The sequence below is a fragment of the Falsirhodobacter deserti genome, from assembly GCF_004015795.1.
GTDB classification, from domain to species: Bacteria; Pseudomonadota; Alphaproteobacteria; order Rhodobacterales; family Rhodobacteraceae; genus Falsirhodobacter; species Falsirhodobacter deserti.
Genome location: NZ_ML137218.1, coordinates 1,626,753 through 1,643,764 on the forward strand (window position 1 = coordinate 1,626,753; position 17,012 = coordinate 1,643,764).

At 64.2% G+C, this 17,012-nt stretch carries 23 protein-coding genes and 1 pseudogene; 10 read left to right on the top strand and 14 right to left on the bottom strand.

The window, feature by feature from the left end; all coding sequences use genetic code 11:
* Nucleotides 1-10: 10 nt before the first annotated feature.
* Genes JX25_RS08135 through JX25_RS08145 form a run of 3 tightly spaced genes read right to left on the bottom strand, consistent with a single transcriptional unit; the run spans nucleotide 11 to nucleotide 1,852 of the window.
* Complete coding sequence (locus tag JX25_RS08135; RefSeq protein WP_128254524.1) at nucleotides 11-1,096, bottom strand: 5-(carboxyamino)imidazole ribonucleotide synthase; 1,086 nt, start codon at nucleotides 1,094-1,096, stop codon at nucleotides 11-13.
* Nucleotides 1,093-1,575, bottom strand: coding sequence for a 5-(carboxyamino)imidazole ribonucleotide mutase (purE, locus tag JX25_RS08140; protein WP_128254525.1), 483 nt, complete (start codon nucleotides 1,573-1,575; stop codon nucleotides 1,093-1,095). Before purE ends, JX25_RS08135 begins: the two co-directional genes overlap by 4 nt.
* Before the next feature lie 58 nt (nucleotides 1,576-1,633).
* Nucleotides 1,634-1,852: a YdcH family protein gene (locus JX25_RS08145; protein ID WP_128254526.1), complete on the bottom strand. Its 219-nt coding sequence runs from the start codon at nucleotides 1,850-1,852 to the stop codon at nucleotides 1,634-1,636.
* A gap of 171 nt (nucleotides 1,853-2,023) precedes the next feature.
* On the opposite strand from JX25_RS08145, the gene JX25_RS08150 reads away from it, so the two are divergent.
* Both JX25_RS08150 and JX25_RS08155 read left to right on the top strand, forming a co-directional pair.
* The gene (locus tag JX25_RS08150) at nucleotides 2,024-2,443 is read left to right on the top strand and encodes an Hsp20 family protein (protein ID WP_128254527.1); all 420 of its coding nucleotides are present in this window, start codon (nucleotides 2,024-2,026) and stop codon (nucleotides 2,441-2,443) included.
* Nucleotides 2,444-2,454: 11 nt separating this feature from the next.
* Nucleotides 2,455-2,670: a DUF1150 family protein gene (locus JX25_RS08155; protein WP_128254528.1), complete on the top strand. Its 216-nt coding sequence runs from the start codon at nucleotides 2,455-2,457 to the stop codon at nucleotides 2,668-2,670.
* Nucleotides 2,671-2,820: 150 nt separating this feature from the next.
* Here the strand turns inward: JX25_RS08155 and JX25_RS15355 are convergent.
* The 3 genes and pseudogenes from JX25_RS15355 to trxB form a co-directional block, all read right to left on the bottom strand.
* A pseudogene (locus JX25_RS15355) lies at nucleotides 2,821-2,922 on the bottom strand (Hint domain-containing protein); the annotation flags it as partial.
* Nucleotides 2,919-3,152 (bottom strand): Hint domain-containing protein, encoded by a 234-nt coding sequence (locus tag JX25_RS15360; RefSeq protein ID WP_421780803.1) that lies wholly within the window; start codon nucleotides 3,150-3,152, stop codon nucleotides 2,919-2,921. The gene JX25_RS15360 and the pseudogene JX25_RS15355, both read right to left, overlap by 4 nt.
* 650 nt (nucleotides 3,153-3,802) lie before the next feature.
* Nucleotides 3,803-4,756, bottom strand: a complete 954-nt coding sequence (gene trxB, locus JX25_RS08170; RefSeq protein WP_128254530.1) for a thioredoxin-disulfide reductase — start codon at nucleotides 4,754-4,756, stop codon at nucleotides 3,803-3,805.
* Between the two features lie 136 nt (nucleotides 4,757-4,892).
* On the opposite strand from trxB, the gene JX25_RS08175 reads away from it, so the two are divergent.
* Nucleotides 4,893-5,399, top strand: a complete 507-nt coding sequence (locus tag JX25_RS08175; protein ID WP_128254531.1) for an Lrp/AsnC family transcriptional regulator — start codon at nucleotides 4,893-4,895, stop codon at nucleotides 5,397-5,399.
* On the opposite strand, the gene pgeF is transcribed toward JX25_RS08175, so the two are convergent.
* From pgeF to lgt, 3 genes are read right to left on the bottom strand one after another with little or no spacing between them, the layout of a single operon-like run.
* Complete coding sequence (gene pgeF / locus JX25_RS08180) at nucleotides 5,377-6,111, bottom strand: peptidoglycan editing factor PgeF (RefSeq protein WP_128254532.1); 735 nt, start codon at nucleotides 6,109-6,111, stop codon at nucleotides 5,377-5,379. The genes JX25_RS08175 and pgeF overlap by 23 nt on opposite strands.
* Nucleotides 6,108-7,130 carry a class I SAM-dependent methyltransferase gene (locus tag JX25_RS08185; protein ID WP_128254533.1) on the bottom strand — a complete coding sequence of 341 codons (1,023 nt, stop codon included), beginning with the start codon at nucleotides 7,128-7,130 and terminating at the stop codon, nucleotides 6,108-6,110. The genes pgeF and JX25_RS08185 overlap by 4 nt, the downstream gene beginning before the upstream one ends.
* Nucleotides 7,127-8,005 (bottom strand): prolipoprotein diacylglyceryl transferase, encoded by an 879-nt coding sequence (gene lgt, locus JX25_RS08190; protein ID WP_128254534.1) that lies wholly within the window; start codon nucleotides 8,003-8,005, stop codon nucleotides 7,127-7,129. The genes JX25_RS08185 and lgt overlap by 4 nt, the downstream gene beginning before the upstream one ends.
* A gap of 96 nt (nucleotides 8,006-8,101) precedes the next feature.
* Here lgt and JX25_RS08195 point away from each other — a divergent pair, with 96 nt between their 5' ends.
* Entirely contained in the window at nucleotides 8,102-8,350 is a 249-nt protein-coding gene (locus JX25_RS08195; protein ID WP_128254535.1) for an accessory factor UbiK family protein, read from the top strand.
* Nucleotides 8,347-8,784, top strand: coding sequence for an NUDIX domain-containing protein (locus tag JX25_RS08200; RefSeq protein WP_128254536.1), 438 nt, complete (start codon nucleotides 8,347-8,349; stop codon nucleotides 8,782-8,784). Before JX25_RS08195 ends, JX25_RS08200 begins: the two co-directional genes overlap by 4 nt.
* On the opposite strand, the gene JX25_RS08205 is transcribed toward JX25_RS08200, so the two are convergent.
* The 5 genes from JX25_RS08205 to JX25_RS08225 form a co-directional block, all read right to left on the bottom strand.
* A complete protein-coding gene (locus JX25_RS08205; protein WP_128254537.1) occupies nucleotides 8,754-9,467 on the bottom strand; it encodes a hypothetical protein in 714 nt (237 codons plus the stop codon). The two genes, JX25_RS08200 and JX25_RS08205, sit on opposite strands and share 31 nt — an antisense overlap.
* A gap of 44 nt (nucleotides 9,468-9,511) precedes the next feature.
* Nucleotides 9,512-9,979: a transglycosylase SLT domain-containing protein gene (locus JX25_RS08210; protein ID WP_421780491.1), complete on the bottom strand. Its 468-nt coding sequence runs from the start codon at nucleotides 9,977-9,979 to the stop codon at nucleotides 9,512-9,514.
* A 157-nt stretch (nucleotides 9,980-10,136) separates the two neighbouring features.
* Nucleotides 10,137-11,777, bottom strand: a complete 1,641-nt coding sequence (gene groL, locus JX25_RS08215; protein WP_128254539.1) for a chaperonin GroEL — start codon at nucleotides 11,775-11,777, stop codon at nucleotides 10,137-10,139.
* A 41-nt stretch (nucleotides 11,778-11,818) separates the two neighbouring features.
* Complete coding sequence (gene groES, locus JX25_RS08220) at nucleotides 11,819-12,106, bottom strand: co-chaperone GroES (RefSeq protein ID WP_128254540.1); 288 nt, start codon at nucleotides 12,104-12,106, stop codon at nucleotides 11,819-11,821.
* A gap of 190 nt (nucleotides 12,107-12,296) precedes the next feature.
* On the bottom strand, nucleotides 12,297-12,500 hold the full coding sequence (locus JX25_RS08225; protein ID WP_128254541.1) for a hypothetical protein: 204 nt from the start codon (nucleotides 12,498-12,500) through the stop codon (nucleotides 12,297-12,299).
* A 209-nt stretch (nucleotides 12,501-12,709) separates the two neighbouring features.
* On the opposite strand from JX25_RS08225, the gene JX25_RS08230 reads away from it, so the two are divergent.
* Genes JX25_RS08230 through JX25_RS08250 form a run of 5 tightly spaced genes read left to right on the top strand, consistent with a single transcriptional unit; the run spans nucleotide 12,710 to nucleotide 17,006 of the window.
* On the top strand, nucleotides 12,710-13,624 hold the full coding sequence (locus JX25_RS08230; protein ID WP_128254542.1) for a manganese-dependent inorganic pyrophosphatase: 915 nt from the start codon (nucleotides 12,710-12,712) through the stop codon (nucleotides 13,622-13,624).
* Complete coding sequence (locus JX25_RS08235; protein ID WP_128254543.1) at nucleotides 13,624-14,511, top strand: TIGR01459 family HAD-type hydrolase; 888 nt, start codon at nucleotides 13,624-13,626, stop codon at nucleotides 14,509-14,511. Before JX25_RS08230 ends, JX25_RS08235 begins: the two co-directional genes overlap by 1 nt.
* Before the next feature lie 57 nt (nucleotides 14,512-14,568).
* Complete coding sequence (locus JX25_RS08240) at nucleotides 14,569-15,492, top strand: bifunctional riboflavin kinase/FAD synthetase (protein WP_128254544.1); 924 nt, start codon at nucleotides 14,569-14,571, stop codon at nucleotides 15,490-15,492.
* A gap of 33 nt (nucleotides 15,493-15,525) precedes the next feature.
* A complete protein-coding gene (locus tag JX25_RS08245; protein ID WP_128254545.1) occupies nucleotides 15,526-15,969 on the top strand; it encodes a YcgN family cysteine cluster protein in 444 nt (147 codons plus the stop codon).
* Nucleotides 15,969-17,006: a threonine aldolase family protein gene (locus tag JX25_RS08250; protein ID WP_128254546.1), complete on the top strand. Its 1,038-nt coding sequence runs from the start codon at nucleotides 15,969-15,971 to the stop codon at nucleotides 17,004-17,006. Before JX25_RS08245 ends, JX25_RS08250 begins: the two co-directional genes overlap by 1 nt.
* Nucleotides 17,007-17,012 lie beyond the last annotated feature (6 nt).

Sequence of the window (17,012 nt, forward strand, 5' to 3'; positions counted from 1 at the left end):
ATGAAGCTAATCAGCTGCGCGAGGGACTGCCAGCCCCCTGCGTAACGCGATTCACATGGCCCATCTTGCGGCCCGGACGCGCCTCGCCCTTGCCGTAAAGATGCAGCGCCGCACCGCGTTCGGCCGCGATATCGGGTACGCGCAGGATGTCGTCACCGATCAGGTTTTCCATCACCACGTCGGAATGACGGCCACCGTCGCCCAAGGGCCACCCGGCCACGGCACGAATATGCTGTTCGAACTGATCCACCGCACAGCCGTTCTGCGTCCAGTGGCCCGAATTGTGCACGCGCGGCGCGATCTCGTTCACGATCAGTCCGTCCGGCGTCACGAACAGCTCCACCCCCATCACACCGACATAATCCAGCGCGTTGAGGATCTGCGCCGCCATCAGCACCGCGTCGGTGCGCTGTCCGGGCGTCAGCCGCGCCGGTATCGTGGTCGTGTGCAGGATACCGTCGCGATGGACATTCTCGCCCGGATCATAGGCTGCGACAGAGCCGTCCACGCCACGCGCCGCAATGACGGAAACTTCGTGGCTGAACGTCACGAAGCCTTCCAGCACGGCGGGCGCGCCATTCATTGCCCCCAGCGCCGCGGCCGCATCCTCTGCCGTCATGATGCGGGCCTGCCCCTTGCCGTCATAGCCAAGGCGGGTCGTCTTCAGGATGGCAGGCGTGCCGATGGCGGCAATTGCAGCCTCCAGATCTGCCGCGTCATTCACGGCGCGATACGGCGCAACGCGCAGACCCAGCCCCGACAGGAAGTCCTTTTCGGCGATGCGGTCCTGGCTGGTGGCGAGGGCGCGGCGGTTCGGGCGGATTGGCCGCTCCGCCTCCAGCAGGTCCAGCGCGGCGGTGGGGATATTCTCGAACTCATAGGTGATGACATCGACCGAGGCGGCGAAATCCTGCAACGCCTGCGTATCTTCATAAGCGGCCGTCGTTACCCGATGCGCCACATCCGCAGCGGGCGGGTTCGCCGCAGGTTCGAAGATATGGGTGCGAAATCCCAGACGGCTGGCCGCCACGGCCAACATGCGGCCAAGCTGCCCGCCACCAAGGATGCCGATGGTTGCGCCGGATTGAAGGGTCATTCCTGCGGCTCCTCGGGGATGGAGGCGGACAGCGCCTCGCGCCATGCATCAAGGCGCTGCGCCAGCGCCGGATCGTGAACGGCAAGAATGCCCGCAGCCATCAAACCCGCATTCGCCGCGCCCGCAGCGCCGATGGCCATGGTGGCAACCGGAAAGCCCTTAGGCATCTGGACGATGGAATAAAGGCTGTCCACGCCCGAAAGTGCCTTGGTCTGCACCGGAACGCCCACCACCGGCACCCGCGTCTTGGAGGCCATCATTCCCGGCAGATGCGCCGCCCCCCCCGCGCCCGCGATGATCACCTTCAGCCCGCGGCCCGCCGCTTCCTTGCCATAGGTCCAAAGCCGGTCCGGCGTGCGATGGGCAGAAACGATCTTCGCCTCATAGCTGATGCCCAGCTCATCCAGGATCTGCGCCGCTTCGCGCATTGTGGGCCAGTCCGACTGGCTTCCCATGATGATCCCGACATCCACGCCCATAACGACCCCCTTCTTGGAAAGGCGCATCATACAGCGGCGCGGCCCGCCCGCAATGGGATCAGGCGATGATGTCGGGGATAAGCTGGTCCTCGATGCGGACGATCTCGTCCTTCAGGACCAGCTTGCGCTTTTTCAGCCGCCGAAGTTGCAGCGGATCGGCGGCCGGCTGGCCTTCCAGCGCCAGGATGGCATCGTCCAGATCGCGATGTTCGCGGCGCAGAACCTCCATCCGGATCCGCAGCATGTCTTCCGTGTTCAGTTCGATTGAGGCGTTCATGGCAAATTCCACGATCCTTGGGCTTGCACCATCATAGCGTATTTCGCGCGCCCGATGCGAAAATTCTGTACCGAAGGCGGCCACTTGTGTCGTGCCGCGCCCGGCCCCATATTCAAGGGGAAGGTGCCGCCAGGGCCTTCGGGATTTGTCGCTTCATGCAAGGACAAGCGAATGACGAAACTAAGCTTCGGGGCACATCCCCATCTTCTGGGCTTCGAGCAGCTTGAACGGCTGGTGGAGCGCACCGCGAAATCGGCGGAAGGTTATCCGCCCTTCAACATCGAGGCCGTGGCCGAGAATGTCTATCGCATCACGCTGGCCGTGGCCGGGTTCCGTGAAAGCGACCTGACAATCACGGTGGAGGATCGCCAGCTGGTGATCCGTGGCCGCCAGGCCGAGGATCAGGAGGCCCGCGTCTTCCTGCACCGTGGCATCGCCGGCCGCGCCTTCCAGCGCAGTTTCGTGCTGGCCGAGGGCGTGGAAGTTGCAGGTGCCGATCTTGATCATGGGCTTCTGCATGTCGACCTGCGCCGCACCGTTCCCGATACCGTCGTACAAACCATCCCGATCCGCACCGCCCCCAGGACATAAGGAGAGACGACATGAATATCAGCGAAACGCCCAATGATCGTCTGGTGTATGTCCGCCCCGTTGCCGTGGCGGACCTGCCGCAGGACGTGCAGGATCAGGCCGAGGGGCTGGAAACGCTTTACGCCCTGCACAGCGCCGATGGCGAACAGCTTGCGCTGGTGCGCAACCGGAACATGGCGTTCCAGCTTGCGCTTCAGAACGACCTTGCGCCGGTGAACGTGCACTAGGCCATCTGCGCCCGCGCTTCCCACGCCGTCAGGCAGGGGCGCGCGGTTTCGCCATAATGCTGCGATCCTTCCGCAAGCTTCGGGGAAGATCGAGATGATTTTGTCCCATTGCTCGCTCAGTACCTCTGCCCCCCAAGGTCCGGGATGGAAGCTTTCCGTGCATGCGCCGTTCGACCGGACGATCTGGTGACTGTCGAACATGATATGCACATAGGTAACAGCCTCGCAGGGGTTTGCGGATCGCCCGGTCATTTACCAGATGCTTGGCGGCGCAGAAGAACCTCCACCTCGCCGAACATGATCCCGGCCCGGCTGTCCCGGATCAGCACGCGGTGCTGGGGCGAAAGCTGCAGGGGCGTGTCGTTGTCGATGGCGCAGGCGGTGAAGCTGATGGGGCCATCTTGCCCTGCGCCGGAACCGTGCGCTGCCCCGCCCAGCGAACCGGCTGCGCTCCGGCATCCAGCGTTTCCGCGGCCCGTCAGGCGTGTCGATCATCGTGCCGGTGGTGAAGCATACCATCGCGTCGTCGAAGTGGCTGATCGCCGCCGCACGCACCAGAAGCTTGCCGTCATAGCGGCCCAGCGTCAGTGAACCAGGCGTGTCGCCTTTGGGGATGTCACCGTCGGCCAGACACACCATGAACGTCTTGTCGGTGAACAGGAACAAATGGGCCATGACCTTCACCGGCTGTCCATCGATGATCAGCGTGCTGCCCTTGAAGGAATAGATCTCGTCCAGTCACTTGGACTCATCCCTGATGACGACGCGGTCGCCGTCGCTTGTATTGCTGAAGATGCCGAAGTTCTTTTCTTCGATCTTTCCGTCGCGATCGGCATCATTCCACGTGATTTTCGAAGGATCCGCCAGCATCGATCTTCAGGCTCTGTCCGCGCGGGCCTTCCGCTAAATCGAAGGAGCCGAAGAACCCGGTCGGCCATGTTGTGTCATGATACCACCCCCAGCCTTGGGTGTCGGTCGGATCACAGTTCAGGACAGCCGTGGGCCACCACATGACATCATTTCCTCTGCACTCGTGAATTCGGCGGTGGGAACATGATGAATCATGGAAGAATGGGGCCGGGATCGGCCCCATAAATGGCTTAATCCGTGCCTTCCAAACTACCGGATCTACCTAGAAATGTGCGGAATCTATCCCCGCCAGCCAGCGTTCGGCATCCAGTGCTGCCATGCAGCCCATGCCTGCGCTGGTGATCGCCTGACGATAAACGTGGTCCGTCAGATCGCCCGCGGCAAACACCCCGGGAACCGAGGTGCGCGTGCCGCCGGCCTCCACCTTCCCATAGCCGTCCGAATGCAGCTCCAGCTGGTCCTTCACCAGTTCGGATGCCGGCGTATGCCCGATTGCGACAAAGAAGCCGTCGCACGGGATCACCCGCTCGCTTCCGTCGCGCATGTCCTTCACGCGCACGCCGGTGACACCCAGCGGGCCCTCGGTTCCCAGAACCTCCTCCACCACGGAATGCCACGCCATTTCCACCTTGGGATGGGCGAACAGGCGGTCCTGCAGGATCTTTTCCGCACGCAGTGTGTCACGGCGGTGGATCAGCGTGACCTTGCTGGCGAAGTTGGTCAGGAACAGCGCCTCCTCCACCGCGGTGTTACCGCCGCCGATCACCACGACTTCCTTGCCGCGATAGAAGAAGCCGTCGCAGGTCGCACAGGCGGACACGCCGAAGCCCTTGAACTTTTCTTCGCTTGGCAGACCCAGCCAACGCGCCTGCGCCCCGGTGGCAAGGATCACGGCATCGGCAGTGAAGGTGGTGCCACTGTCGGCATGGGCCACGAAAGGCCGCACCGACAGATCAAGCGAGGTGATATAGTCGGTGACAATCTCTGCCCCCATCGCGCGGGCATGTTCTTCCATCCGAACCATCAGGTCGGGGCCCTGCACATGCGTATCGCCGGGCCAGTTCTCCACCTCGGTGGTGATGGTCAGCTGGCCACCCGGTTGCAGCCCCTGCACCAGGATCGGCTTCAGCATAGCGCGGGCCGAATAAACGGCAGCAGTATAACCTGCCGGACCCGAACCGATGATCAGAACCTTGCTGTGCCGAGTTTCGGCCATGATGTCGCCCCTTCTTAACTGCCGCCCCGATATATGCGAGCTGCGGGCAGGCGGAAACCCCCACACCGAAGGCGACAGAATATTGCGCAAGGCGAAGGCTTCTTGTAACGTCTCGCCATCTTAGACGGAGACGCAGATGGCCGGATCGAAGCTCGATCCCATCGACCGCCAGATCCTTGCAGAGCTGCAGGCTGACGGTCGCATTACCAACGTAGAACTCGCCCGCCGCGTGGGCATTTCCGCCCCGCCCTGCCTGCGCCGCGTTCGCGCACTGGAGGAGGCGGGCTATATCCGCGGCTATCACGCGCAGATCGATCCACGCCAGATGGGGTTCGAGGTGCAGGTCTTTGCCATGGTGCGCCTGCACAGCCAGGCGGAACGGGACCTTTCCGCGTTCGAGGCGCATTGCCGCAACCTGCCGCTTGTGCGCGAATGCCACATGCTGAACGGCGAGATCGACTTCATCCTGAAATGCGTCGCGCCGGATCTTTCCACGTTCCAGACCTTCCTGACGCAGCACCTCACCTCGGCCGAGAATGTGGCAAGCGTGAAGACCAGCCTCGTGATCCGCGGCGCCAAGGAAGAACCGGGTGTGCCCTTCGACGTGCTGGAAGCGCGGCTTAAAGCCGGATCGTCGCGATAAGGCGACCGTAATCGGCTTCTTTCGCGTGCGTGGTACGGCGGAAGGAATAGAAACGCTCCGCATCGGAATAGGTGCAGTGGCCCGTCCATTCCGCCTCTGCCCCCGCCGCCCGCAGCCGCGACAGGCCGAACCCCGGCAGGTCGAACAACAGCCGGTCCCCCTGCCCCTGGGCGAAGAAGCGGCTGTATTCGGGATCTTCCGCCATGAAGGCGTCCAGCATCTCCGGTCCTACCTCATAGGCGCGCTGGCTGATGGCCGGGCCAATGACGGCAGTGATGTCGGTCGCGCCCAGATCGCGCATCGCCTGCACGGTGTTTTCCAGAACACCCGCGAGCGCGCCCTTCCAGCCCGCATGGGCCGCCCCGATCACGCCAGCCTTCGCATCCGCCAGCAACACGGGCTGGCAATCGGCGGTCAGGATGCCCAGCGTGACGCCCGGCGTGGCCGTGACCATTCCATCGGCGCGCGGCTCCCCGTCGAACGGAGCGATGACGACATCGGCGGAATGAACCTGGTGAACCGTGCTGATCCCTTCCGCTTCCATCGCCTGCGCCACGCGGGTGCGGTTGATCGCCACCACCTCGGGCATGTCAGAACTGCCGAAGCCGCAATTCAGCCCCTTGAAGATCCCCGAGGATGCACCGCCCTTGCGGGTGAAGAAGCCGTGCCGCAGCGGATGCAGGGCGCGCGATGTGATGATCTCCAGCGTCATGGGAACCCCGGTGGTGGTGGTGCGGTGGGCGCCGTTATCGCCAGCGCCTTGAACAGTTCACCCATCTGGGCCGGATCGGTCAACCGATCCAGCGCGGAAAGATGGGTTTCGGCATCGCCCTTGGCGGCCAGCCGCTCGGCCCGGTGGCCGATACCAAGGGCGGTCAGAAGCTGCCCCTGCGTCGTGTAACGGGCCCGGCAGGGGGTGGCGCGGGCCAGCGCCTCGAAATCGACATGGGCGGTCAGGTCGGCCTGCCCCGGCGCAGCGAAGGGATCGGCAAAGGCATGGCCCGCGATCGCTTGGAACGTATCGCCCCGCGACCGCCAGCCGCCGTAATCCACGATCAGCGCCATGCCGCCCTGCATCACGCGTTCGCCGATGGTCTGCATGATGGGGACGGCCTGCGGGCAAACCTCCACCACGTCGCCATCAGCGGTATCCTCCATCCGGTGCGCCAGCATGGCGGGCCAGACGGGGGCGGAAAGGCCCGGTGCCAGATCGGGCCCCACCACCCGTTCGCGCCAGCCATCGCCATCGCGCACGAACTGGCGGATGGGAAGAGCATCGAAGAATTCGTTCGCAACCAGCCAGAGGGGGCCATCCGGCAGATCATGCACGCTGCCCACATGCCGCGCGGCAACCTGCTGCGCCTGCAGGGCGCGCAAGCGCGGGCTCGCCTCCACCAGCACGACATCGGCGGCGGCGTGAAACCCCGTAGCCCCGCGCGTGGCGCGCAGGATGTCGGCCATAAGCGTTCCGCGCCCCGGCCCGAGTTCTGCAAGCGTGAAGGCGCCGCCGCCCGAATCCAGCCAATGCTGGGCAAGGCAAAGGCCCAGCATCTCTCCGAACATCTGGCTGATCTCGGGCGCGGTGGTGAAATCGCCCTGCGCGCCGAACGGCTCGCGCGTGGTGTAATACCCATGGGCCGGATGCAGCAGGCATTCGGCCATGTAATCGGCCAGCGTGATCGGCCCCGTCTGCGCAATACGCTGCGCAAGGATGCGGCCCAGCGGCGTCACGCGCGCCTTGCCCGCAGAATCAGGAACAGGCCCACGGCGATCATCGGCAGCGACAGCGCCTGCCCCTGCGTCAGGCCATAGCCGCCCACGTGCCATGCAAGCCCCAGCGGATTTCCGGGGGAGATGAACTGCGCATCCGGCTGCCGCACGAATTCGACCAGAAACCGCGCAAGGCCATAACCTGCCGTGAACACGCCGATGATCGCACCCGGCCATTTCAGCCAGTTCCGCTTCAGGATCAGCAGCCAGATCACCGCGAACAGCAGCAGCCCTTCCAGCGCCGCCTCGTAAAGCTGCGAGGGATGGCGGGCGCAGATGCCGGCGATGCCGGCGCATGTCTGTGCAGCCTCGCCCGGGAAGGCGACGCCCCAAGGCAGATCGGTCGGCCGGCCCCACAGCTCGGCGTTGATGAAATTGGCGATGCGCCCGAAGAACAGGCCCGGCGGCACGGCAAGGGCCATCATGTCGGCGGTGGACAGCTTCGGCGCACCTTCGCGGCTGGCAAAGATCCACGTAGCAATGATCACCCCCAGAAGCCCGCCATGGAAGGACATGCCGCCCTGCCAGACCTGAAGGATCTGCGCCGGGTTGGACAGGTAGTAGCCGGGTTCATAGAACAGCACGAAGCCCAGCCGCCCGCCCAGCACGACGCCAAGGATCACCCATGTCAGCAGCCGCTCCACCTGCTCGGCCCGCATGGGGGGCGTATCGGCAGGCCAAAGCCGCGTGCACCGGATCGCGCGAAGCACCACCCACCACCCGACCAGCAGCCCGGCGATATAGGCCAGCGCATACCAGCGCAGGGCAAAGGAAAATCCGCCAAGGTTCAGCGTGAATATCTCGGGCGAGATGTCCGGGAATGGGATGTAGCTCATGGCACCTCGGGGGTTTTGGACCTTCTCCGGTGCGGCGGCAGGGTTGTCAACCGCGCGTGCGGCAGCCATATCTGGGGCAAGCCAACAGGAGATGCCATGCAAGCGCGATCCAAATTCCTCGACGACATGTCGCAGTTGATGACCAACGCCATGGGCGTGGCGCAAGGTGCGCGGACCGAAGCGGAAACCGCCTTCAAGGGCATGGTCGACCGGTGGCTGGCCGATCGCGACCTTGTGACGCGGGAAGAATTCGAAGCGGTCCGCCTTATGGCCACCAAGGCCCGCGAAGAGAACGAGGCGCTGGCTGCCAAAATCGCCGCGCTGGAGGCCCGTCTGGGCGAATGATCCGCCTTGCCGTCAGGGCGCTGATCCTTGATGCGCTTGGCCGCCTGCTGATTGTGAACGCATGGCCGGGCGGTGTTTCGGATCTTTGGACGGCACCGGGGGGTGGGGCAAACCTTCACAGCTCCCTCCCCGACAACCTCGCACGCGAGGTTCACGAGGAAACCGGCCTGACCGTTTCCGTCGATGCGCCGGTTCTGGTGAACGAGTTTCACGATCCGGATGGCAGCTTTCACCAAGTGGATATCTATTTCCGCTGCACCCTTCTGAAGGGGGAGGTGTCGCCCCAGTGGCGCGATCCCGAAGGTGTGGTCACGGAACGCCGCTGGGTGACGCCCGACGAACTGGCCGCGCTGCGCTTCAAGCCCGACACGCTAGCCAAGGCCGCATGGGGCGGTGCCATGATCTATGATCCGTTGGAACCGATCATCCGCTGAAGCGCAAAGGCTGCCACCCCGGAAACGGCCAGCGCCAGCCCCGGCCCCTCACCAACCATCAGGCCCAGCAAGGCCGTAAGGACCGCGACCGGCGCAAGCGCGGGAAAGTTCACCCGCCGGTGCCACCAAAGCGCACTAAGGCTGACCACCAGTGCGACCAGTGCCGCCAGCACCAGCGCCTGATCCCGCAGGGGCGGCTGATCCAGCATCAGAAGGAAGGCCACGGGCGCGGCAAGGATCAGGTGTGCGCCATGGGCATCCAGCGGATCGCCACGCCGCACCAGCAGCGCGTGGCTGCCCCAGCCGACCCCCGCAACCGCAACCGGCCACGCCTGCGACCCGACCAGAACCGCGCCAAGCAGAGCCAGCGCCGCGACGGGCCAGGCAAGTCCCGGAATCGGCTCACGCAGGATCAGGCGGGCCGTGAAGGCCGTCAGCGCGGCAGCGGCGCAGAACATCGCCGCCGACTGCCCGATCGGCACGGTGGCAAGGCCAAAGCACAACCCGCCGATCCAAAGGACAAGCCCCGCAGCCCCGCCGATCCGGCTCAGGTCCGGCTTCAGCTTCGGGCGCTGGTCGGTTCGCTTGCGGCACAGCATCAGAACCAGCCAGATGCCGCCCGCAGCCAGCGCAAGAGCGGTTCCGGCCAGAGCACGGGGGGCGGCCCCCGCCTCAAGCGCCAACCGGATCAGAACCGGAAGCGCCGCCAGTGCAAATATCGGATAGATCAGGAGCGCAGACCCGTTTCCTGCAGCAGCCCCTTGCGCTTGGCTTCATAGTAATAGCCGCGCGAATACCACTTCACCGCATCTTCATGGCTGCCATCGGACACCATCCACGCGCCGCGCAGATACTTCATGGCATAGCGAAGGTTGGTATCGGCATCCAGAAGCGGGCCCGGCTCGCCGCGGAAGCCCATCGTCCGCGCGGTTTGCGGCGCGATCTGCATCAGCCCGTAATAGGTGCCGTTGCGGGCAGCAGGGTTGTAGGTGCTTTCGCGCTTCACGACACGGTGCGCAAGGCTGCGTGGAACGCCGTAGATGTCGGCATACTGGTCGACCATCCGCGCCACATCGGCACGGCCCGCGGGAACCTGAAGATCAGGGCTCATCGCGCGGGAGACCTCGCCCCCTCCTCCACAAGCCGAAAGGCCAAGGATCAGCGTCAGGGCAAGGGTGGCGCGCAGCATCTTCATGTCCCAAAGATGTTATCGTTGGCACGGACGCTATCGACCGGGGCGCGTGTCCGGCAAGCGCCGTGACGGGTGCATGCAGCGCGATGCGCGGAAAGCCGCCAACGAAAAAGGGGCGCCCCAAAGGACGCCCCCGTGTTTCCCGATGGGAAACGGCAGCTTACATCATGCCGCCCATGCCGCCCATGTCGGGCATGCCGCCGCCGGCAGCACCCTTCGGCTCGGGCTTGTCGGCGATCATGGCTTCCGTCGTGATCAGCAGCGAAGCAACCGAAGCTGCGTTCTCCAGCGCGGTGCGCGACACCTTGGCCGGATCGATGACGCCGAACTTGAACATGTCGCCATATTCTTCGGTTTGCGCGTTGAAGCCGAAGGACAGCGAGTCCGACTCGCGGATCTTGCCGGCAACAACAGCGCCGTCGACGCCCGAGTTCTCGGAGATCTGACGCAGCGGTGCTTCCAGCGCGCGACGGATGATCGAGATGCCGACGTCCTGATCGGCGTTCGCGCCTTTCAGACCATCCAGCGCCTTCGTGGCCTGAACCAGTGCCACGCCGCCGCCGACGACGATGCCTTCCTGCACAGCCGCGCGGGTTGCGTTCAGGGCATCATCGACGCGGTCCTTACGCTCTTTCACTTCGACTTCGGTCGCGCCGCCAACGCGGATGACGGCAACGCCGCCTGCCAGCTTAGCCACACGCTCCTGCAGCTTCTCGCGGTCGTAGTCCGAGGTGGTTTCCTCGATCTGCGTGCGGATCTGGGCAACGCGTGCCTCGATCTCGGCCTTGTCGCCAGCGCCGTCGACGATGGTCGTGTTGTCCTTGGTGATGGACACTTTCTTGGCGCTGCCGAGCATGTCCATCGTGACATTCTCGAGCTTCATGCCGAGGTCTTCCGAGATCACCTGGCCGCCGGTCAGGATCGCGATGTCCTGCAGCATGGCCTTGCGACGATCGCCGAAGCCCGGAGCCTTGACGGCTGCGATTTTCAGGCCGCCACGCAGCTTGTTGACGACCAGCGTGGCCAGAGCCTCGCCTTCGACATCTTCAGCGATGATGATCAGCGGCTTTTGCGACTGGATCACGGCTTCCAGCAGCGGAACCATCGGCTGCAGCGACGAGAGTTTCTTCTCGTGCAGCAGGATCACTGCGTCTTCCAGATCCGCAACCATCTTGTCGGGGTTGGTCACGAAGTAGGGCGACAGGTAGCCGCGGTCGAACTGCATGCCCTCGACAACCTCAACCGAGGTTTCGGTGCCCTTGTTCTCTTCGACGGTGATGACACCCTCGTTGCCGACCTTCTGCATCGCTTCGGCGATCTGACGGCCGATCGAGGCTTCGCCGTTGGCCGAGATGGTGCCGACCTGTGCGACTTCATCCGTGCCTTCGACCGGACGCGAAGCAGCCTTGATCGCTTCCACGACCTTTGCGGTCGCAAGGTCGATACCGCGCTTCAGGTCCATCGGGTTCAGGCCGGCAGCAACCGACTTCAGACCCTCTTTGATGATCGCTTGTGCCAGAACCGTTGCGGTCGTGGTGCCGTCGCCTGCTTCGTCATTGGTGCGCGAAGCGACTTCTTTCACGAGCTGTGCGCCCATGTTCTCGAACTTGTCGGAAAGCTCGATCTCTTTGGCGACCGAAACACCGTCCTTCGTGATGCGCGGTGCGCCGAAGGATTTTTCGATCACGACGTTGCGGCCCTTGGGGCCCAGCGTCACTTTAACAGCATCGGCGAGGATGTTCACGCCGCGCAGCATGCGGTCGCGGGCTTCCGTTTCGAACTTGACGTCCTTGGCCATGATTAGCTCCTGTCAGTCTGAATGGTGGGTTGAAGAGCGATCGTTCAGGAGATGATCCCGAGGATGTCGCTTTCCTTCATGATCAGCAGCTCTTTGCCTTCGATGGTCACTTCGGTTCCGGACCATTTGCCGAACAGGATGCGATCACCTTCCTTGACGGAGGGCGCGATCAGTTCGCCCGAGTCCTTGCGAGCGCCTTCGCCCACGGCGATGATTTCGCCTTCGGACGGTTTTTCCTTGGCGCTGTCGGGGATGATCAGGCCGCCCTTGGTCTTTTCGTCGCTTTCGATGCGGCGAACCAGAACACGGTCGTGCAGCGGTTTGAATGCCATCTGGGAGCTCCCTCAGGGTCCATGTTGAATGTCTTTAGCACTCATCAGGTGCGAGTGCTAACGCGCAGCAGAGTTATGCAGACGCCCCCCACCTGTCAACGGGCCTGACAGCGAATTTTTTGTGGCATGCGGATAAACGAAAACGCCGGAGGCAATGCCCCCGGCGTCATGAAGATCGGTGGTGCCGCGATCAAACGCGGGTTTGGTCCAGGCGCGGCATCTGCGCGGGGTCGATGCCAAGGCGCAGAAGGTCGTCGGCGGCGGGCTGGCGGTGCGATTCCACCGCGATCTTGACGCGATGCACGGCGCCCAGCAGCACAAGGAACGACCCGATGCGCTTGAAGAAGCCGCCGGTCGAAGCGGTGGGGGCATGGGTTGCGACTGCGGTGCTCATGATGCTCATCCAGATATCAGAAGGGGTTCCTCCGTTACGCCCAAGATGGGCCCGCAAGACCTTTGCCGCAACGCAGAAAACCGAAGACCCGTCATGCGTGCCACGCATGGAGTGTCCGGATTCTGCCTGAAGCACAGGCGGATATGGTGACAAGCGGGCGGCCGCGGCCTATACCTCCCCGCGTGACGTTCAGCACAGGAAGGCACCCCATGATCAAGGTTTTCGGCCACACCTCCCCCGACACCGATTCCGCAGCGTCCGCCATCGTCTGGGCATGGTACCTGACCGAGATGCGGAACCGTCCCGCCAAGCCCTTCCTGCTGGGCCGCCCCAATACCGAAGCGGCCTTCGTGCTGCAGCACTGGGATGTGCCGATGCCGGAGCTTCTGGATCTGGCCGCAGGCGATGACGTGGTCATCGTCGACACCAACAACCCGGCCGAACTGCCCGACAACATCGCGGATGCCAACCTTACCGCGATCATCGACCACCACCTGCTGGTCGGCGGCCTGAAAACCAAGACGCCGATCAACATCACGATCCGTCCGCTGGCCTGCACCGCCACGGTCATGTACGACCTGATGGGCAGCGCCGTCGAAAAGGCCCCGCGCCACATCAAGGGCCTGATGCTGTCCTGCATCCTTTCGGACACGCTGGAATTCCGCAGCCCCACCACCACCCCGCATGACCGCGCCGTGGCCGAGGAGCTGGCCCGCGACCTGCGCGTGAACATTGGCGAATTCGCGGCGGAAATGTTTGCCGCGAAATCCGACGTTTCCGCCTTCTCGGAAGCCGAGCTTCTGACGATGGATTCGAAGGAATACTCCGTGGGCGACAAGGAACTGCGCGTTTCTGTGCTGGAAACCACCAGCCCCGGCCAGATCCTGTCGCGCAAGGATGCCCTCATGGCTGCGATGCCCGAAGTGGCGGCAAAGGACGGCGCCGACCAGGTGCTGCTGTTCGTGGTGGACATCCTGAACGAGGAAGCGACGCTGCTGATCCCGAACGATCTGGTGAAAACCATCGCCGAGAAAAGCTTCGGCGTTTCCGTTTCGGGTGACACGGTCGTTCTTCCCGGCGTGATGAGCCGCAAGAAGCAGATCATTCCGGTCCTGTCCCTCTGATGGCGCGGATCGTCAACGCGCTGGCCGATCTGGGCCAGTACCGCGCGCTGTTCTGCGACATCTGGGGCTGCCTGCACAACGGGCTGGCCCCCTTCCCCGAAGCTGTAAGCGCCCTTCAGGCCTTCCGGTCGCGCGGGGGAATCGTGATTCTCGTGTCGAACTCTCCCCGCCCCGCCCGCTCCGTCGTGGCGCAACTGGACGGGATGGGCGTGCCGCGCGATTGCTGGGACGACATAGCGACGTCGGGCGATGCGGCGCAATATGCCATGCTGACCGGCGAGGTGGGCCGCAAGGTCCACCACATCGGTGCCCCCAAGGACGAGACGTTCTTCAGCGACCTGTCGGACGATCTGCGTGCCGTGGCCGAAAGCCAGCCCGCGATCACCCGCGTGCCGCTGGATCAGGCCGAGGGGATCGTCTGCACCGGCCTGTTCGATGACATGACCGAAACACCGGCCGATTATGCCGCGATCCTGGGTCAGGCAAAGGCGCAGGGCCTTCGGCTTCTTTGCGCCAATCCGGATATCGAGGTTGATATCGGCCACCAGCGCGTGTTCTGCGCCGGTGCGATCGCGCAGGCCTATGACGCGATGGGTGGCAGCAGCCTTTACCTCGGCAAGCCCCATGCGCCGATCTATGCACTGGCGCGCCGCCGTCTGGCCGCCCTTGCCAGCGTGACCGATGCCGAAACGCTGTGCGTCGGCGACGGCATCCTGACGGATGTGCAGGGCGGGCTGAATGAGGGGATCGACTCGCTCTTCATCACCTCGGGGCTGGCTGCCAAGCATTTCGGCGACGATACCGCCAACCCGGATGCAACGCTTCTTGACCGCTGGCTGATCGAGCAGACGCTTGATCCCACCTATGCCATCGGCAACCTGCGCTGACTTGCAACTGCCCCCCTCCTGCGCGATAGGGGGGCGGGCGATCGCGGGACCAGAACAATGGACATCTTCAGACATTGGCGGGATCTTCCGGCAGAGGCGCGCGGCGCCTCGGTCGCGATGGGCAACTTCGACGGGTTGCATCTGGGGCACCAGGCCGTGATCGATCTGGCGCGCGGCCCCGCGCCGCTTGGCCTTGTCACCTTTGAGCCGCACCCCCGCGAATTCCTTGCCCCGCACCTCCCCCCCTTCCGCCTGATGAATGCCGAAGCACGGGCGAACCGTCTGGCCAAGCTGGGCGTGGAGCGGCTGTTCGAATTGCCCTTCGGTGCCGATCTTGCGGGGCTGGAACCCGATGCCTTCGCGCGGGACGTTCTGGCGCGGGGCCTTGGCGTGACACAGGTGGTGATCGGCAGCGATTTCCGTTTCGGCAAGGATCGCAAGGGCGATGCCGTGACGCTGGCGGCGATGGGGCGAGATCTGGGCTTCCAGGTCACCATTGCCGATCTGGTGGGGATCGAGGGGGACCTCATCTCCTCCACCGCGATTCGCGAAGCATTGAGCGAGGGCGATCCCCGCCGCGCCGCCGCGATGCTGGGCCACTGGCACCGGATCGAGGGCGAGGTGCTGCATGGCGACAAGCGTGGCCGCGATCTTGGCTATCCCACCGCGAACATGTCCATCGCCAATCTGCACCTGCCGCGCTTCGGCGTTTACGCCGTGCTGGTCGATGTCCTGACGGGGCCGCAGAAAGGCTGCTACAAGGGCGCGGCCAGCCTGGGCGTGCGTCCGATGTTCGACGGGCAGGTTCCGAACCTTGAATCGTTCCTGTTCGATTTCGACGGCGACCTTTACGGCCAGCACCTTTCGGTCGCGCTGGTGGAATATCTTCGCCCCGAACTGCGGTTCGACGGCCTGCCCGCGCTGATCGCGCAGATGGACGCCGACTGCGCCCGCGCGCGCGAAGTTCTGGCAGGGCTTTGACATCCGCCCCGCAACCCCCACTTGGGCGAGATGATGCGCGAAAAATTCTGGCAGACCGTGAAAATGAAGGACATGACCCCCCAGGAATGGGAGGCGTTGTGCGATGGCTGCGGCAAATGCTGCCTGAACAAGATCGAGTTCGAGGATACGAACGAGATCGCGATGACCCGCGTTGCCTGCAAGCTTCTGGACGGGCAAAGCTGCTTTTGTTCGAAATATGAAACGCGGCGCGACTATGTTCCCGACTGCGTCCAGCTGAGCCCGCAGAAACTGCCCGAGATTGCGTACTGGCTTCCCCGCACCTGCGCCTATCGCCGGTTGCATGAAGGCAAGCCCTTGCCCGACTGGCACCACCTGCTGACGGGCGACCGCGAGGCGATCCACCGTGCCAAGGCGTCGGTTCGGGGCTGGACGGTTCCGGAATATCAGGTATCCGAAGACGACTGGGAAGATTACCTGATCGAGGAGACCCCCTGATGTTCTTCGCCTCCGACAATGCCTCGCCCGTACCGCAGCAGGTACTGGACGCGCTTGCCCGTGCCAACGAGGGCTATGCGACCCCCTATGGCGGCGACACCGTCATGGACGGCGTGCGCACCCGCCTGCGCGAGGTGTTCGAGGCGCCGGACGCAGCCGTTTACCTTGTTGCCACGGGAACGGCGGCGAACTCGTTGTCGCTGGGGATGCTGTGCCCGCCTTGGGGCGCCGCCCTTTGCCATAGCTCGGCGCATGTGCAGGTGGATGAATGCAATGCGCCCGAATTCTACATGGGCGGTGCCAAGCTGCTGCCCGTCGCGGGCGACAATGGCCGCATCGACCCGCAGGCCCTGCGCGAAACACTGGACCGTCTGGTGCCGGCTTCCGTGCACAATGCCCAACCCTCGGCGCTGACGCTGACCAACACGACCGAGATGGGAACCGTTTACACCCCTGCCCAGATCGCGGAACTTGCCGGCATGGCGAAGGCGGCGGGTCTTGGCACGCACCTGGACGGCGCACGGTTCGCCAACGCGCTGGTCGCCACCGGTGCCACTCCGGCCGAGATGACATGGAAGGCCGGCATCGACGTGCTGTCCTTTGGTGGCACGAAGAACGGCCTGATGGGCGTTGAGGCCGTGATCATGTTCGATCCCGCCCGCGCCTTCGAATTCGAGTTGCGGCGCAAGCGCGGGGCGCACCTATTTTCCAAGCACCGTTACCTTTCCGCCCAGATGGAGGCGTATCTGGCCGATGATCTGTGGCTGGATCTGGCGCGTCGGGCGAATGCCGCGGCCGCGCGGCTGGCTGCGGGGATCAGCGCCCTGCCCGGCGGCCGCCTGCTGCATCCCGTGGAGGCGAACATGCTGTTTGCCGAATTCCCCGAAGATGGCCATCGGCGTGCCAAGGCGGCCGGTGCCGCCTTCTACAATCTGGGCGAGCTGAACGGCGGATCGCCGCTTGGCGCGCGGCTTGTCACCTCGTGGTGTACCACGGATGCCGAGGTTGATACTTTCCTGTCACATCTTCAGGGATAGGCGTTC

Bases quoted from the DNA above. Each gene is read 5' to 3' on its own strand.
- JX25_RS08145 (WP_128254526.1), bottom strand. From the start codon at position 1,852: ATGAACGCCTCAATCGAACTGAACACGGAAGACATGCTGCGGATCCGG.
- JX25_RS08135 (WP_128254524.1), bottom strand. From the start codon at position 1,096: ATGACCCTTCAATCCGGCGCAACCATCGGCATCCTTGGTGGCGGGCAG.
- JX25_RS08150 (WP_128254527.1), top strand. From the start codon at position 2,024: ATGACGAAACTAAGCTTCGGGGCACATCCCCATCTTCTGGGCTTCGAG.
- JX25_RS08155 (WP_128254528.1), top strand. From the start codon at position 2,455: ATGAATATCAGCGAAACGCCCAATGATCGTCTGGTGTATGTCCGCCCC.
- trxB (WP_128254530.1), bottom strand. From the start codon at position 4,756: ATGGCCGAAACTCGGCACAGCAAGGTTCTGATCATCGGTTCGGGTCCG.
- lgt (WP_128254534.1), bottom strand. From the start codon at position 8,005: ATGAGCTACATCCCATTCCCGGACATCTCGCCCGAGATATTCACGCTG.
- JX25_RS08235 (WP_128254543.1), top strand. From the start codon at position 13,624: ATGGCGCGGATCGTCAACGCGCTGGCCGATCTGGGCCAGTACCGCGCG.
- JX25_RS08225 (WP_128254541.1), bottom strand. From the start codon at position 12,500: ATGAGCACCGCAGTCGCAACCCATGCCCCCACCGCTTCGACCGGCGGC.
- JX25_RS08250 (WP_128254546.1), top strand. From the start codon at position 15,969: ATGTTCTTCGCCTCCGACAATGCCTCGCCCGTACCGCAGCAGGTACTG.
- JX25_RS08175 (WP_128254531.1), top strand. From the start codon at position 4,893: ATGGCCGGATCGAAGCTCGATCCCATCGACCGCCAGATCCTTGCAGAG.
- JX25_RS08210 (WP_421780491.1), bottom strand. From the start codon at position 9,979: ATGAAGATGCTGCGCGCCACCCTTGCCCTGACGCTGATCCTTGGCCTT.
- JX25_RS08200 (WP_128254536.1), top strand. From the start codon at position 8,347: ATGATCCGCCTTGCCGTCAGGGCGCTGATCCTTGATGCGCTTGGCCGC.
- JX25_RS08230 (WP_128254542.1), top strand. From the start codon at position 12,710: ATGATCAAGGTTTTCGGCCACACCTCCCCCGACACCGATTCCGCAGCG.
- JX25_RS08195 (WP_128254535.1), top strand. From the start codon at position 8,102: ATGCAAGCGCGATCCAAATTCCTCGACGACATGTCGCAGTTGATGACC.
- pgeF (WP_128254532.1), bottom strand. From the start codon at position 6,111: ATGACGCTGGAGATCATCACATCGCGCGCCCTGCATCCGCTGCGGCAC.
- groES (WP_128254540.1), bottom strand. From the start codon at position 12,106: ATGGCATTCAAACCGCTGCACGACCGTGTTCTGGTTCGCCGCATCGAA.
- JX25_RS08240 (WP_128254544.1), top strand. From the start codon at position 14,569: ATGGACATCTTCAGACATTGGCGGGATCTTCCGGCAGAGGCGCGCGGC.
- JX25_RS08245 (WP_128254545.1), top strand. From the start codon at position 15,526: ATGCGCGAAAAATTCTGGCAGACCGTGAAAATGAAGGACATGACCCCC.
- purE (WP_128254525.1), bottom strand. From the start codon at position 1,575: ATGGGCGTGGATGTCGGGATCATCATGGGAAGCCAGTCGGACTGGCCC.